The organism is Streptomyces sp. UW30, assembly GCF_008042075.1.
Lineage (GTDB): Bacteria > Actinomycetota > Actinomycetes > Streptomycetales > Streptomycetaceae > Streptomyces.
On sequence record NZ_RDBN01000037.1, the window covers coordinates 1464559 to 1478428 of the forward strand.

Consider the following 13870-nt stretch of genomic DNA (forward strand, 5'->3'; position numbering starts at 1 on the left):
ACCTCAGGCCCCGTGCTCTTCCCGGTGAGCCTTGGCCAACTCGGCATACATGGTTCCGTTGAGCGTGACGCCCTGCCGCTCTTCCTCCGTCAACTCGCGCTTGACCTTCGCAGGCACCCCCGCGACAAGCGACCCGGGCGGCACCCGCATCCCCTGCGGCACCAGAGCCTGAGCGGCGACCAAGGACCCGGCCCCGATCACCGCCCCGTTCAGCACGGTCGCCCCCATCCCGATCAGACAGTCGTCCTCGACGGTCGCCCCGTGCACCACGGCGTTGTGCCCGACCGACACCCTCTCCCCGATACTCACGGGAAAGCCGGGGTCGGCATGCAGCGTGCAGTTGTCCTGGATGTTGGACTGAGCGCCGACCGAGATCCGCTCCACGTCACCGCGGACCACGGCGCCGTACCAGACACTCGCCCCCGCCTCCAACGCCACGTCCCCGATCACCGACGAGGTAGGCGCCACGAACGCGGTCTCGTCGACCTTCGGTTCCCGGCCCCCGATCCCCATGACCAGCGCCTTGCGCGTCATCGCCCTCTCCTCACAGCAAACGTCGTGGACACTGCGCACGCTACGCCACCCGTTGGGGCGAAGATCACAGCCCCTCGACATCATCCGAGGGCCGCACGCTCAGTACGGTGAGCCCGTGCCCAAGCGCAAGAACACGTTCTCATCCTGGCGACGCCGACTGGCGCAGCGCGCCGTCCACGCGGGCTGGGCCTGGGCGCAGCGCACGGGTTCGGTGACGGCCGAGCACCCCGGCCGCTTCCGCTTCGGCTCGATCGGCGAGGCCACCCGTTTGGCCTTCCCGCTGGGCACGGTCTTCGGCGAACCCTGGATCCACCTCGGCTCCCACTGCATCGTCGGCGAGCAGGTGACGCTGACCGCCGGTCTGATGCCCGACCTCGACCTCGGCCCGGAGCCGATCCTGCGCATTGGGAACGGGGTCGTGCTGGGGCGCGGCAGCCATGTCATCGCCGACACGACGGTCACCATCGGCAGCGACTGCTACTTCGGGCCGTACGTCTACGTCACGTCCACCAACCACTCCTACGACGATCCCCATGAGCCCATCGGCAAGCAGTGGCCGCGCATGGAGCCGGTCGAGATCGGCCCCGGGTGCTGGATCGGCACCGGGGCCGTGATCCTGCCGGGCGCACGGATCGGGCGGAACGTCGTGGTGGCGGCCGGCGCAGTGGTTCGCGGCATCGTGCCCGACCACGCCGTGGTGGCGGGGGCGCCCGCCCGGGTCGTACGGCGCTGGACGCCCGACGAGGGCTGGCAGCCGCCGCTTCGCACCCCGGCGCCCGTGCCGATACCGGACGGGGTCACCCCTGAGCAGCTCCAGGCGCTGGCCGAGCTGGACGAGGAGACCGCGGCGAAGCTGGCGGAGCTGGACGAGAAGGCGGCTGCTCGGCTCGCCGAAGTGGACGCGGAGTCCTGAGTCAGCCGGTCGCCAGCAGCAGCGTGCCCACCAGCGCGAGCCCGGCGCCCGCCGCCTGCACCGCGCGCAGCTGCTCCCGCAGGAAGCCGCGGGCGGCCAGGGCGGTCACCACCGGGTAGAGCGAGGCGAGTACGGCGGCCACGGTCACGGGGCCGTGGTGGGCGGCGACCACATACGTGCCGTTCGCCGCGACGTCGGCGAGGCCCACGAAGGCCAGCGCCGGCAGCGACCGCCAGGGGAAACCGCCGTCGGGCAGGGCGGCGAGACCCCGCCGCGAGGAGGCGTACAGGGCGAGGCCGCCGGCCGTCACGTTCACCACGCGTTGGACGAAGAGCGCGAGGAACAGACCGGTGACGGTGGTCGACGCCTCCGCGATCAGCGCGAACACCGTGCCGAAGCCGAAGGCCGCGACCAGTGTGAGCAGGATGGTCTGCCGCTGCACGGAGGCGCCCCGCAGCTGTGGCCCGCCCGCGAGCACGACACCGAGCACGGCGACCGCGATCCCCGCGACCTGCAGCAGCCCCGGCCGCTCGCCGAGGAAGAGGCCGACGCCGACCGGGACGGCCACGCCCACGGTGCCGAGCGGGGAGACCACACCCATCGGGCCGAGCGCGAGTGCCTTGTAGAAGCAGAGCAGGGCGACCGGGCCCACCACGCCGGCGGCGGCCGCGAACCACAGCTGGTCGCCGGCCTCGCTCCAGGCGCCCGTGAACACCACGATCACGCCGAGCACCACGGCCGCGATCGCCTGCGAGACGACCACCACCGTCAGCGCCGGGGTGCGCCGGGTCAGCAGTCCGCCGCCGAAGTCGGCCAGCCCCCACAGGAGGCTGGTGGCCAGGGCGAAGAGTGCCGTCATGGTGGCCTCGCAGTACAGTTCGGTGCACGATCGGGTGCACCCCACGGTAGTGCAGTCGGGTAAACCCTGTCATCCAGAATATTGAACTCCGCAACGATGGACGGAATGTGTCGGACCTCGAACTGCTGACCCAGTCCCTGGCGCGCAACGTCAAACACTGGCGCGCGGTGCGCGGCTTCACGCTGGACGTGCTCGCCGCCCGGGCGGGTGTCAGCCGCGGCATGCTCATCCAGATCGAGCAGGCCCGCACCAACCCCAGCCTCGGCACCGTGATCAAGATCGGTGACGCGCTCGGGATCAGCATCACCACGCTGCTCGACTACGAGCAGGGACCCAAGGTGCGGATCGTCCCGGCCGACCAGGTCGTGCGGCTGTGGCACACCGACGCGGGCAGCCACAGCCGGCTCCTCGCCGGGACCGAGGCGCCCGGTCCGCTGGAGATGTGGCACTGGCGGGTGATGCCGGGCGAGAGCAGTGCCTCGGATCCGCACCCCGTCGGCACCGTCGAGATCGTCCACGTCACGGCGGGCGAACTGACCCTCACCGTCGACGGCACGGACTACCTCGTGCCGGCCGGCGCGAGCGCCACCTTCGAGGCCGACGCCCCGCACACCTACGGCAATCGGGGCGACGTCCCCACCGAGTGGATGCTGGCCGCCTCGGTCCCGCCCGCCCGCTGAGACGTCGCTCGGACGGCGTCGGCGGCCCTGTTAGCGTGCGCTCATGGACGCACCCATCGGAAACTTCGACAGCGCCACCGCGGCCCCCGACTGCCTCGACGAACTCATCAGCCCGGTCGCCGACGCCGTACGCAACTGGCGCGGCAGCGTCCCCGCCGACCAGATCGTCTACGTCGAGACCGACCCGCAGTGGGCCGACACCGCCGTCTTCGTCGAGCACTACGGACAAGAACTGCTCGAACAGTCCGCGAACTGTGTGGTCGTCGCCGGCAAGCGCGGCGGCGAGACGACACTGGCCGCCTGCGTCGTGCTCTCCACCACCCGGGTCGACGTGAACGGCGTCGTTCGTCGCCAACTCGGCGCCCGCAAGGCGTCGTTCGCCTCGATGGACACGGCCACCGGCGAGACCGGCATGGAGTACGGCGGCATCACCCCGCTCGGACTGCCCGACGGCTGGCCGGTGCTGGTGGACTCGGCCGTCGTCGATCTGCCCTACGTCCTGGTCGGCAGCGGACGCCGGCGCGGCAAGCTGCTGGTGCCGGGAAAGGCGTTCGCCCAGCTGCCGGGGGCGGTCGTCCTGGAGGGTCTCGGGGTCGCCTGAGTGCGTGGGCTCAGGCCGAGGTGTGGTGCGCGAGGGCCAGGTGCGGATCCGCCTCGCCCGGCACCGGTGCCGGGTCCGCGTGGACCAGGGCCGCGGTGAGCCGGGGTACGGCGTGCAGCAGGGCGTGTTCGGCCTCCACGGCGATGGCGTGTGCCTGCCGTACCGTTGCCTCGCCGTCCACGACGACCGCGACCTCGGCGCGCAGCCGGTGCCCGATCCAGCGCAACCGCAGCTCGCCCACCTCGCGCACGCCCTCGACCTCGCGGAGCGCCTGCTCGGCCCGGTCCACCAGGGCCGGGTCCACGGCGTCCATCACCCGCCGGAACACCTCGCGCGCCGCGTCCCGCAGCACCAGCACGATGGCGGCCGTGATCGCCAACCCCACGATCGGGTCCGCGAGTTGCCACCCCAGCGCCGCACCCCCGGCGCTCAACAGGACGGCCAGTGAGGTGAATCCGTCCGTACGGGCGTGCAGACCGTCCGCGACCAGGGCCGCCGACCCGATGGCGCGGCCCACCCGCATCCGGTACCGGGCCACCCACTCGTTCCCCGCGAACCCGACGAGCGCCGCCACCGCCACCGCCGGGATCTGCTCCATCGGGCGCGGGTCGAGCAGGCGGTCGACGGCCGTCCATGCCGCGAAGGCCGCGGACGCGGCGATCGTCAGCACGATGGCGATGCCCGCGAGGTCCTCGGCCCGTCCATAGCCGTAGGTGAAGCGGCGGGTCGCCGCGCGCCGGCCCAGCACGAAGGCGATCCCGAGCGGTACGGCGGTCAGCGCGTCCGCCGTGTTGTGCACCGTGTCGCCGAGCAGTGCCACCGACCCCGAGGCGACCACCACGAGCGCCTGGAGGAGCGCCGTCACACCGAGCACCGCCAGCGACACCCACAGGGCGCGCATGCCGCGGGCCGAGGACTCCAGGGCGGAGTCGAGCTTGTCGGCCGTCTCGTGGGAGTGCGGCTTGAGGAGATGAGTGAGGCGGTGGCGGAGTCCGGCGCCGGTGGGGGAGTGGGAGTGCGGGTGTGGGTGTGGATGGTGGGCGTGGTGAGGGTGGCTGTGACGGTGCTCCCGACCATGTGCGTGCTCGTGCCGGTCGCTCACGGCGGACCCCTTCCGGTGCGCGGGTGTGGACGCGGACCGCCCACGACGCCATTATGTGCGTATGAGCGCACGCATGCACCTATCAACTGCGCACGATGCGCATCCGCGCACCCCGGGCGAGGAACAGTTCGCGCTCGCCGCCGAACTCCTGGCCCTGCTCGGCGACCGCACCCGGCTCACGCTGCTGCACGCACTGACGTCGGGCGAGGCCGACGTCACCACGCTCACGGAGGCCTGCGGCGCGGCCCGCCCCGCCGTCAGCCAGCATCTGGCCCGGCTACGGCTCGCCGGCCTGGTGAACACGCGCAAGGAGGGCCGCCGGGTGATCTACTCCCTCGGCGACGGCCATCTGCGCCGTCTCGTCGACGAGGCGCTGAACGTGGCGGACCACCGGCTCACCGACCGGCCCCTGCACGACTGACCCGGCGGCCCGCACAGGCGCTCGCTCAGCCGGCGGTGTGACTGCCCAGGTACTGCTCCGCGAACGCCCTCGCTGCCGTCTCGGAGTCGAAGATGCGGCGGAGCCGGGCGAGGGTGGTACCCGCGCGGTACGGGTCGCCCGACGACGTGCCGTGGTAGACGTCGGAGAGCCAGTGTGAGAACTCCTGGTAGTCCCACACCCGGTTCAGACAGGTCGCCGAGTAGGCGTCCAGGCCGGTGCCGTCGCCCTTCGTGACGTGGGCGACGAGACCGTCGCCGAGCAGGAAGGCGTCGTGCAGGGCGAGGTTCATGCCCTTGGCGGCGATGGGGGCCGTCAGATGGGCGGCGTCGCCGGCCAGGAAGAGACGGCCGAACACCATCGGCTCGACCACGTAGTTGTGCATGTCGAGGACGCGCTTCTCGATCAGCCGCCCCTCCGTCAGCGGCGGCACGCCGTTCGCGCCCAGCCGCTGCTGCAGCTCCGTCCAGACCCGCTCGTGCGACCAGTTCTCCGGGGTGTCGCCGGGCGGGCACTCCAGGTAGTAGCGGGTCACCTCGGCGCTGCGCGGCATGTGCCCGGCGAACCCCCGAGGATGCATTCCGAACAGAACGCAGTCGGAGGACGGCGGCGCCTGCGCGAGCAGCGCGAGCCAGCCGATGCCGTAGTCGCTGCGGGCGATGTGCGCCCGGTCGGCGGGCAGCGCCGTACGCGTGACACCGCGCGCACCGTCGCAGCCCGCGACGAAATCGCAGTGCACCACCTCTCGCAGACCCGACTCGGGGCAGGTGTACGACACCGAGGGGTGGTCGGTGTCGAGGTCGTGCAGCTGCACGTCCTGGACGCCGAAGCGGATGGCCCCGCCCCGCACGTCCACGTACTCCCGCACCAGGTCCGTCACCAGGAACTGCTGCGGGTAGACCCAGTGATGAACCCCCGTCAGATCGGCGTACTCCAACCGGTAGCGCTCCCCGGCGAACCGGAACTCGCACTCGGTGTGCCGCTGCGCCCGCGCCAGCAGGTTCTCCGCGAGGCCCCGCCGCTGGAGGCCGCGGACCGCCCCCTCCTCGAGCACCCCGGCGCGCGGCCGCTGCTCGATGAACTCGCGCGTCTCGATCTCCAGGACCAGACAGTCGACGGACGCCGCCCGCAGGATGTTGGCGATGGTGAGGCCGGCCGGTCCGGCGCCCACGACGACGACCGGAAAGCGCCGCGCGGGGCTGGAGTTGTGGTGGGGGGAGGTGGAGGTCACCCGAGCATTATGCGGGCGGCCGACCTGGGGAGGGGAGGGTTCCGGGGCCGGCCGGACCGAGCCGGCGCGGATGAGCCCCCGCTAGCCCAGGCGGGGTATCTCGATCGCCGGGCAGCGGTCCATGACCATCTCCAGGCCGGCCGCGCGGGTGCGGTCGTACGCCGCCTCGTCGATGACATCCAGCTGGAACCAGACCGCCTCGGCGCCCTTGGCGACCGCCTCGTCGGCGACCGGGCCCGCGAGATCGCTGTTCACGAAGACGTCGACCACGTCCACGTCGAACGGGATGTCCGCCAGCGAGGCGTAGCCCTGCTCACCGTGGACCGTCTCCGCCTTCGGATGGACCGGCACGATGCGCTTGCCGTAGCGCTGGAGTACTTCGGCGACCCCGTAGGCCGCCCGGCGCTGGTTCGACGACAGGCCCACGATGGCCCACGTGTCGCCCAGTTCGGTCAGGATCTTGCGAACCGCAGCCTCGTCGCCGTACACCACAGGCCCCCTCGTGCTTCTTAGAACCGCTGTCGATCACCGTCACCAGGCACAACGGCCGACGGCCCGCGAGGATTCCCCGGCGCAGGCCGTCGCACCGACTTCCCCGGCCTTTCCGAATGCCCCGGACCGAACTCCTGTCCGGTGGGGCAGGTGCGCAGTACGGTTCGGGCAGTCCGCACCGCAGGGGGTGGCGATGCCCGGGTACGACTCGGACGACCAGCGAACTCCCGACCGAACCGACTCCCGCCACGCGGCCCGCAAAGTGGCCCGGATGGCTGCGGACGACCGTGAGTGCGCCTACGCTCGCTCCGTGCTGCGCATCATCGACGCCCGAACCGGCGAACCCGTCGACGCCGCGCCCGCCCGCCGGGGCCTGACTCGCATCGAGGCGCACACGGAGGGCTTCGACATCACCGCCCTGCGGGTGCTGCTGGCCGCGGATCTCCTCTTCCGTGCCCTGGAGCTGGGCGGGACGCCGGTCTGGGCGCTGCTCGACGCGGAACGCGAGCAGGCCGAGCTCAGGGCCGGCGCCGCGGCGCTGGGCGTGCGGCCCTTCGAGGACGGCCGGGACCCCGCCTCGGGCCTGGGCGAGGCGCAGGTCATCCACGTCGTACGCGAGGGCGGCGCGCAGCCCGACGGCGTACGGCTCGCCGTGGCCCCGGCCCACTCGGAGGCACCCCCCGAGGACGCCGACCCCGCCGCCCTGCGCCTCGTCCTGCTGTCCCGGCGCAGAAGCGTGCCCGTGCAGCTCGACGCGGCCGCTCTCGCCGACGCCCACGACACCCTCGTACGCTGGCGCCGTGCCGTCGCCGCCTGGGCCCGGCAGCCGTCGCGGCCCATCCCCGACGAGGTGCGGGCGGAGCTGCGCACCGCCTGGGAGGACGACCTCGACGTGCCCGGGGTGCTCGGCGTGCTGCGCTGGGTGGAGAGCGCGCCCGACCTGCCGGACGGCGCCCGCTTCGAGACCTACGCCTACGCCGACCGCCTCCTCGGCCTCGACCTCACCCACGACCTGGGAGCCCTGTCGTGACCGCACACTTCGGAGCGGGCCCCTTGCGCCGTCTGGTCGTCCTGCGGCATGCCAAGTCCGCCTGGCCGGACGGCGTCGCCGACCACGAGCGCCCGCTCGCCCCGCGCGGCCGGCGCGACGCCCCGGTGGCGGGCCGGATGATCGCCGACGCCGACTGCCTGCCGGACCTCGCCCTGTGCTCCACCGCCGTGCGCACCCGCCAGACCTGGGAACTGGCCTCCGCCCAGTGGGGCACACCGCCCCCCGTACGCCATGATCCGCGGGTGTACGCGGCGGACGTGCCCGAGCTGCTGGACGTCGTGCACGAGGCGTCCCCCGAGGTCGGCACGCTGCTCCTGATCGGGCACAACCCCGGCCTGGAGGAGCTCGTCCTCGAACTCGCCGGAGACGGCCTCGACGACACACTGGACGACGTCCGGACCAAGTTCCCCACCTCGGCGATCGCCGTCCTCGCCTGGCACGGCACCACCTGGAGCGCCCTCGCGCCCGGCACCGCACTGCTGACGGGCGTGATGGTGGCACGCGGCAAGAAGAAGTGAGGCGCAAGGTGAACCCCTCCCGCGCGGGCCGGCGCGGGCGCTGCGCATAGGCTGGCCGGATGCAGGACGAGTACCGCACAGTCGCCCACGCGGGCGTGCACGAGACCGAGGTCAACCGCTCACGCTTCATCTGTGCGCTCGCCCCGGCGGCCACCGAGAAGGAGGCCCAGGACTTCCTCGCAGCCATCCGCAAGCAGCACGCGGACGCCACCCACAACTGCTGGGCCTACGTCATCGGTGCCGACGCCGCGATCCAGAAGGCCAGCGACGACGGCGAACCGGGCGGCACGGCCGGCGTCCCCATGCTCCAGATGCTGCTGCGCCGCGACATGCGCTACGTCGTCGCCGTCGTCACCCGCTACTACGGCGGCGTCAAGCTCGGCGCGGGCGGACTGATCCGTGCCTACGGCGGCGCGGTCGGCGAGGCGCTGGACACCCTCGGCACAATCACCCGGCGCCGATTCCGACTGGCTTCGGTGACCGTCGACCACCAGCGCGCGGGCAAGGTGGAGAACGACCTGCGGTCGACCGGGCGCGAGGTGCGGGACGTGCACTACGGGGAGGCGGTCACGATCGAGATCGGCCTGCCGGACGCCGATGTGGAGGCGTTCCGTGCGTGGCTGGCGGATGCGACGGCGGGGACTGCGGGGTTCGCGCTCGGGGGAGAGGCGTACGGGGACGCGTGAGTCACGACGGTGAGGGCTCCGGGGTCACGTCCTCCTCGCCGATCTGCGTGCCCGACTGGTAGATCGTCACGACGCCGCCCTGGATGACATAGCGATACTCGCCGTTGCGGGCCTCGTAGCCGTCGCTCGTCTCCTCCGCCTCCATCGCGATGCCCTTCTCGCGCCCGTCGCTGAACTCGCCGTAGTAGTACAGCGATCCGGATGTGGTGCGGCACAGCGTGATCTGCTTGTTCTTCGTGCGGTACGCCTGGACCAGCTCGGCGCCGTCCCCGTCGGGGAGTTCGGCGGCGATGCGGTCGGGACAGGTGGCGGCGACGGTGGTGCCGTCATTTCCGTCCGAGTCCGAGCCGCCGGAGTCGAGGAGGCCGTCGCAGCCGCGCACCAACGCGCTGAGCAGGAAGAACCCCACCAAGAGCCCGCCGCAGCCGCGGAGCCGGCCGCCGCCCTTCGCGGGCCTGGGCGGTGCGGTGTAACGGGTTCTGGGAGGCGGCGTGTAGAGCGGCGGTGGGGTGTGGACCGGTGGGGTGACCGTGGTGTGGGGTGCGGTCGGGCGGTAGCCCGTCGTCCCGGTCGACGGGAAGAACACCCCTTCCCCGGCACCCGGCCCGGCCGTCCCGGACGCGGTGCTGCCGGGCCGCGAGGGCCTCGGCGTACTCCGGGGTGTGCTCCTCGGTGTGCTTCTGGGCGTACTCCTCGGCGTACTTCGGGGTGTCGAGGGCGACGACGATGCGGACTTCCCGGGCGTCGTCGTGCGGGGCGTGGCCTTCTTCGCGCCCGCAGTGCCGGACGCCCCGGACGGTGACGGCTTCGGGGTGCTCCGCTTCGCCGCCGCCTTCCAGGGCGTAGTGCACCCGATGCAGGACAGGTCGGTGCGCGCGTTGTTCGTGTCGCACTCCGAGCAGCGCCAGGCGCCGGGCGGGCGGGCGCCGCCCCCGGGCCGCTTGGCGCCACCTCCGCCGGAACCCGCCGGCTTCGGACCCGGCTTGGGCCGCGCCGTGGCGGATGGTTTCGGCGCCGCCGTGGCCGTCGGCGTCGCGGCGGCGCGCCGGGCTCCGCCACAGGTCGTGCAGGACGCCTCCGCGGGCTTGTTGAACGTGTCGCAGTCCGCGCAACGCCAGTTGGCCGATGCCGCCACCTTCTCCTGCCCTCCCTCTCGTCACCGTGCCGCGGTGCCCTCAGCCCGTGTCGCCCTCGGCGCGGGCCATCACGGTCGTGAACAGCTCCTCCGACGCCACCGAAGCGGGCGCGGCGATCCACTCGGGCGCATCCAGGGGCACCCGGCGCAACTCCTCGTCCTCGGCCCCGTCGGGAGCCTGTTCAGGGATGTCGTAGCGGCGTCGCAGCAGATCGGTGAAGTCCTGCGCCTCCTGAAGCCGGTCGGCCGGGACGTCCACCCGGACCACGAGGAGGCCGGGCGTCGGCCCTTCGGGGAAGCGCAGGTGGAAGATCCACTGGGACAGCCCGTCGGAGCCCGGCGGGAGCAGCCGTAGGCGGGTGCAGTGGCGCACGTTCGACTCGATGCGGCTGTAACGGCGCCACACGAAGATCAGACGGTCGTCCTCGCGGCACTCCAGCGTGAAATCCGACCAGTCGAACCTCACAGGCTGTTCGCGATCGTTTCGATGATCTCGTCCATCTCGAACTCCTCCAGCCCCTGACCTGCCTTGGAGGCGAAGTGCAGGGTGAGGTCCCACTCCTCGGCGATCGGATCGGACCAGGGCGCCAGGTCCGGTGCGAACAGCACCAGACGCTTCGCCGACTGTTCCATCACCGCGGTCTGGCTGCGGGAGTACCCCCACTGTTCGAACAGGTCGTCCATGCTGCGCGGGATGCTTGCCGGATACGACTGGGTGCCCGCGTGCGTGCCCAGCGCGTGGGCCGGGGCGTCGGTGAACATCACGATGACATGACGCCTGCGGTCCAGACCCGTCTCCCACCGCGAGTTGATCGCCAGGGCGAGCGCCTCCAGGCCCGACTCGGGGATGTCGCCGCCGCCCGAGGCGTCGATGCCGCGCACGAAGTCCTCGAAGTTGCCTGCCTGCGAGGGCAGTTGGAGGAAGTCGGTCTGCTGGATGGCGGTCGAGGGGTCGTCGCCGAAGTCACGGAAGGCGATGACCTTCAGCCGTAGCTGACTGATCGCCTTGCCCTTCTTGGCCATGACGTCGTCGAGCCGGTCGTGGAACTGCAACGCGCTCGACTTCACGGTGTCGAGGACGGGGTGCATGCTGCCCGTGGCGTCGACGCACAGCACGATGTCGACGGCGTACTGCAGATTCCCCTGGTACTGCTCGGCGTTGGTCATACGAAGTCTCCTGGGTGATACGGGCGGATGCGGGTCGTTGCCGGTGCCGGGGTCAGCGCGAGTCGCGGCGCCGGCCGCGGTCGCCGAGGTTGATGCGGACGCGGGAGGTCCGTTCCACCGGGGCGTCGGCGGCCGGCGGGGTCACGGGAGGTGCGGGCTCGTCCTCCGCGGCGGCCGGCCGGGGCGGCTCCGGCGGGGGTGCCGCGGCGCGGGGGCGCGAGGAGAAGTTGGTCTTGATCCGGCTGGTGCGCGGTCCCGACGGCTTCGCGGCATCCGTCGCCGAAGCGGGCGAGGCGGCCTTGGCCGTGCCCGGGCGCCGGTGCTGGAGGGCGCACACCTTCGGGTCGGAGAGCGTCTTGAGGAACGTCGCGATCCGTGGACGGCTGTGCGGGGCCCGGGCGGTCATGGCGCGCAGCAGGCCGAGCATCTCGTTCGACAGCCGGGTGTCCAGGTCGAGGAGCTCGCCCGCGCTGACCGCATCGGCAGGTGAGCCGTACCGCCCGTCGTGGTGCGGCAGTTCGCCCGTCAGGTACAGGTGCGTCATCAGCCCGAGTGCGAAGACGTCCACCGCACAGGTCAGTTGATCGGGGCCGACCGAGCCGTCGCGCTGCATGTACCGGCGCCATTCCGGCGCTCCGTACACCGAGTCGCCCGCGATGTCGTCGGGCTCCGGCGGGTTTCCGGAGACGTAGGAGTCGTCGAAGTCGATCAGCTTCGCCGTGTGGAAGGTGGCGTCGGGCCGCTTCTGCACCAGTACGTTCAGCGGCTTGAGGTCGCCATGCACGATGTCGATGTCGTGCAACTGCTGCAGGCTGTTGCCGAGGGTCTTGAGCAGCACCAGCTTGTGGCGGGGTTCCAGGGCCTGCGGCTTCTCCAGGCTGGAGGTGTCGATCCGCTCGGTGACCTTGTAGTAGGTGCTGCCCTCGTGGAAGAAGTCGGTGGCCAGGACCAGGTTGCCCCCGCCGCGTGCGTCCGGGCGCAGCCGGTTCATGATCGTGCGGTGCCGCTCCTCGAACTCGCGGGCCAGCTGCCGCCGGATCCGTACGCTCGCCGAGTCGGCCGCGTCGTCGCGGGGTCGCTTGGGCTCCAGGAACCGCTTGATGAAGTACTGGTGGCCGTCCTTCTCGGCGAATGCCCATATGCATTTGCCGCCGTTGGCGTTCGTGGGCTCGCTGACGATGCGGTAGCCCCCGATGACATCGCCCTGCTTCACATGCGCTCCTCGGGTGCCGGGGGCAGATGGGTCTCGTAGTCGGCGCGGTAGGAGTGCCAGGTGTGGTCCTGCCAGGCGCGTACACGGGCCGGAAGGTCCGCGGGATCCGCCGGCGCCGGCGCCGGCACCGGGCCGGGTCCCGCCTCGCCCCGTACGGGAGAGGAAAGGTCCAGGCCGTGCGGACGGTTGCGGACGTAGCGATCGGTCAGCGTCTGCAGACGGTCCGCGAACCGGTCCCGCAGCTGCTGGAATCCGCCGTAGCCGAGGGCCACGATCGCGAGCGAGGCGTCGTCCGCCGTGTAGGACTGCACCTCTCGGCGGATCAGGTCGGCCCACTCGTCGGCGCCGGCTGCCCCGGCCAGGGTGCGCAGCAGCAGCACCTCGAAGTCGGCAGGGGTGTGCACATAGCCGAAGAACCCGTCGGTCGCGACCACCAGAACGCAGGGCAGCGAATACGCCAGCATCTGGCTGTCGATCTCGAAGTCCCGGTCCGAGCACACCAGGTTGGTCATCGGTGGGTCCGTGCGCAGCAGTTCCAGGGCGTCGCTCTCCCGGGTGTGGTCGCGGGTGAGCACCCGCAACCCGGACTCGGGGCGCAGCACGTACGCGCGCGAGTCGCCGGCCCACAGCGGCCTCAGCTCCAGTTGCGGCCGGCCCTGGGGATGGCTCACGCGGTAGTGCACAGCGGCCAGGGTGGTGGGCAGTTGGCGGCGCATGGTGCCGCTGATCTTGCTGCGGCGCTGTGGGGCGCGTTCCTGGAAGAACCGGAGATACGCACGCAGGGTCTCCGGCAAGGCCGGCTCGCCGTCCACCACGTCGTGGAACCAGACGTCCGTGGCCAGCCGTGCCACCCGCGCGCCGACCCAGGCACCGGTGCGGTACTCCCCGTCGGACGCCTGCCACGCGGGTGCCGCCCCGGCGCCGCCCGAGCCGTCGAAGACCGCGAGCACGCCCTGCCCGCTCTCCGTGTGGAACGCGACGAACGGCTCCGCGTCCTCGCCGCGGCCCGGCACCTGCTCGCTCCACACGGACATCGCCAGCAGACCCATCCGGTCGTCGTCGACACACCAGATCCGCTGGGGTACCGGACGGTCCACGGGGGCGCCGTCCAGTGCGGACCGTGCACSGTCSGGTGGGGCCACAAGGTCAGCGGTGTTCGTGGCCTCGGCGACGGCCGTCACGAGGTGACCTTCGCGGACAGCGGCACCGTCGTCACGAGGCTGCTGGTCGGCGCGGACGGGGCATGGTC

The 13870-nt window shown here is 72.0% G+C and carries 17 protein-coding genes and 1 pseudogene; 8 read left to right on the top strand and 10 right to left on the bottom strand.

Annotation, left to right across the window (positions count from 1 at the left end; all coding sequences use genetic code 11):
* Nucleotides 1-3: 3 nt before the first annotated feature.
* On the bottom strand, nt 4-534 hold the full coding sequence (locus EAO75_RS25405) for a gamma carbonic anhydrase family protein (protein ID WP_147997333.1): 531 nt from the start codon (nt 532-534) through the stop codon (nt 4-6).
* 115 nt (nt 535-649) lie between these two features.
* Here EAO75_RS25405 and EAO75_RS25410 point away from each other — a divergent pair, with 115 nt between their 5' ends.
* The gene (locus tag EAO75_RS25410) at nt 650-1447 is read left to right on the top strand and encodes an acyltransferase (RefSeq protein ID WP_147997334.1); all 798 of its coding nucleotides are present in this window, start codon (nt 650-652) and stop codon (nt 1445-1447) included.
* A gap of 1 nt (nt 1448) precedes the next feature.
* Here EAO75_RS25410 and EAO75_RS25415 read toward each other — a convergent pair whose 3' ends face one another.
* A complete protein-coding gene (locus EAO75_RS25415) occupies nt 1449-2306 on the bottom strand; it encodes a DMT family transporter (RefSeq protein WP_147997335.1) in 858 nt (285 codons plus the stop codon).
* Nucleotides 2307-2413: 107 nt separating this feature from the next.
* Here EAO75_RS25415 and EAO75_RS25420 point away from each other — a divergent pair, with 107 nt between their 5' ends.
* Entirely contained in the window at nt 2414-2986 is a 573-nt protein-coding gene (locus tag EAO75_RS25420; RefSeq protein ID WP_147997336.1) for a helix-turn-helix domain-containing protein, read from the top strand.
* 43 nt (nt 2987-3029) lie between these two features.
* Complete coding sequence (locus EAO75_RS25425) at nt 3030-3587, top strand: YbaK/EbsC family protein (RefSeq protein ID WP_147997337.1); 558 nt, start codon at nt 3030-3032, stop codon at nt 3585-3587.
* Nucleotides 3588-3597: 10 nt separating this feature from the next.
* Here the strand turns inward: EAO75_RS25425 and EAO75_RS25430 are convergent, their stop codons facing one another.
* Nucleotides 3598-4689, bottom strand: a complete 1092-nt coding sequence (locus EAO75_RS25430) for a cation diffusion facilitator family transporter (RefSeq protein ID WP_147997338.1) — start codon at nt 4687-4689, stop codon at nt 3598-3600.
* A gap of 61 nt (nt 4690-4750) precedes the next feature.
* On the opposite strand from EAO75_RS25430, the gene EAO75_RS25435 reads away from it, so the two are divergent.
* Nucleotides 4751-5110: an ArsR/SmtB family transcription factor gene (locus EAO75_RS25435; protein WP_187284572.1), complete on the top strand. Its 360-nt coding sequence runs from the start codon at nt 4751-4753 to the stop codon at nt 5108-5110.
* Between the two features lie 25 nt (nt 5111-5135).
* Here the strand turns inward: EAO75_RS25435 and EAO75_RS25440 are convergent, their stop codons facing one another.
* Together EAO75_RS25440 and EAO75_RS25445 are read right to left on the bottom strand one after the other, a co-directional pair.
* The gene (locus EAO75_RS25440; RefSeq protein ID WP_147997339.1) at nt 5136-6359 is read right to left on the bottom strand and encodes a 4-hydroxybenzoate 3-monooxygenase; all 1224 of its coding nucleotides are present in this window, start codon (nt 6357-6359) and stop codon (nt 5136-5138) included.
* A gap of 81 nt (nt 6360-6440) precedes the next feature.
* The gene (locus tag EAO75_RS25445; RefSeq protein WP_147997340.1) at nt 6441-6848 is read right to left on the bottom strand and encodes a CoA-binding protein; all 408 of its coding nucleotides are present in this window, start codon (nt 6846-6848) and stop codon (nt 6441-6443) included.
* Nucleotides 6849-7122: 274 nt separating this feature from the next.
* On the opposite strand from EAO75_RS25445, the gene EAO75_RS25450 reads away from it, so the two are divergent.
* From EAO75_RS25450 to EAO75_RS25460, 3 genes are read left to right on the top strand one after another with little or no spacing between them, the layout of a single operon-like run.
* Nucleotides 7123-7881, top strand: a complete 759-nt coding sequence (locus tag EAO75_RS25450) for a hypothetical protein (RefSeq protein ID WP_147997341.1) — start codon at nt 7123-7125, stop codon at nt 7879-7881.
* Nucleotides 7878-8420, top strand: coding sequence for a SixA phosphatase family protein (locus EAO75_RS25455; RefSeq protein ID WP_147997342.1), 543 nt, complete (start codon nt 7878-7880; stop codon nt 8418-8420). The genes EAO75_RS25450 and EAO75_RS25455 overlap by 4 nt, the downstream gene beginning before the upstream one ends.
* Before the next feature lie 59 nt (nt 8421-8479).
* Entirely contained in the window at nt 8480-9106 is a 627-nt protein-coding gene (locus EAO75_RS25460; protein WP_147997343.1) for a YigZ family protein, read from the top strand.
* Nucleotide 9107: 1 nt separating this feature from the next.
* Here the strand turns inward: EAO75_RS25460 and EAO75_RS25465 are convergent, their stop codons facing one another.
* The 5 genes from EAO75_RS25465 to EAO75_RS25485 all read right to left on the bottom strand — a co-directional run bounded on the left by EAO75_RS25465 (nt 9108) and on the right by EAO75_RS25485 (nt 13718).
* A complete protein-coding gene (locus EAO75_RS25465; RefSeq protein WP_147997344.1) occupies nt 9108-9692 on the bottom strand; it encodes a hypothetical protein in 585 nt (194 codons plus the stop codon).
* Nucleotides 9693-10281: 589 nt separating this feature from the next.
* Nucleotides 10282-10707, bottom strand: coding sequence for a hypothetical protein (locus tag EAO75_RS25470; RefSeq protein ID WP_147997345.1), 426 nt, complete (start codon nt 10705-10707; stop codon nt 10282-10284).
* Nucleotides 10704-11408 (bottom strand): vWA domain-containing protein, encoded by a 705-nt coding sequence (locus EAO75_RS25475; RefSeq protein WP_147997346.1) that lies wholly within the window; start codon nt 11406-11408, stop codon nt 10704-10706. The genes EAO75_RS25470 and EAO75_RS25475 overlap by 4 nt, the downstream gene beginning before the upstream one ends.
* 52 nt (nt 11409-11460) lie before the next feature.
* Nucleotides 11461-12621 (bottom strand): protein kinase domain-containing protein, encoded by a 1161-nt coding sequence (locus tag EAO75_RS25480; protein ID WP_147997347.1) that lies wholly within the window; start codon nt 12619-12621, stop codon nt 11461-11463.
* Nucleotides 12618-13718: a serine/threonine protein phosphatase gene (locus tag EAO75_RS25485; RefSeq protein ID WP_261989398.1), complete on the bottom strand. Its 1101-nt coding sequence runs from the start codon at nt 13716-13718 to the stop codon at nt 12618-12620. Before EAO75_RS25485 ends, EAO75_RS25480 begins: the two co-directional genes overlap by 4 nt.
* Nucleotides 13719-13748: 30 nt before the next feature.
* Between EAO75_RS25485 and EAO75_RS48660 the strand changes: the two are divergent.
* Nucleotides 13749-13870: pseudogene (locus tag EAO75_RS48660) on the top strand (FAD-dependent monooxygenase); the annotation flags it as partial.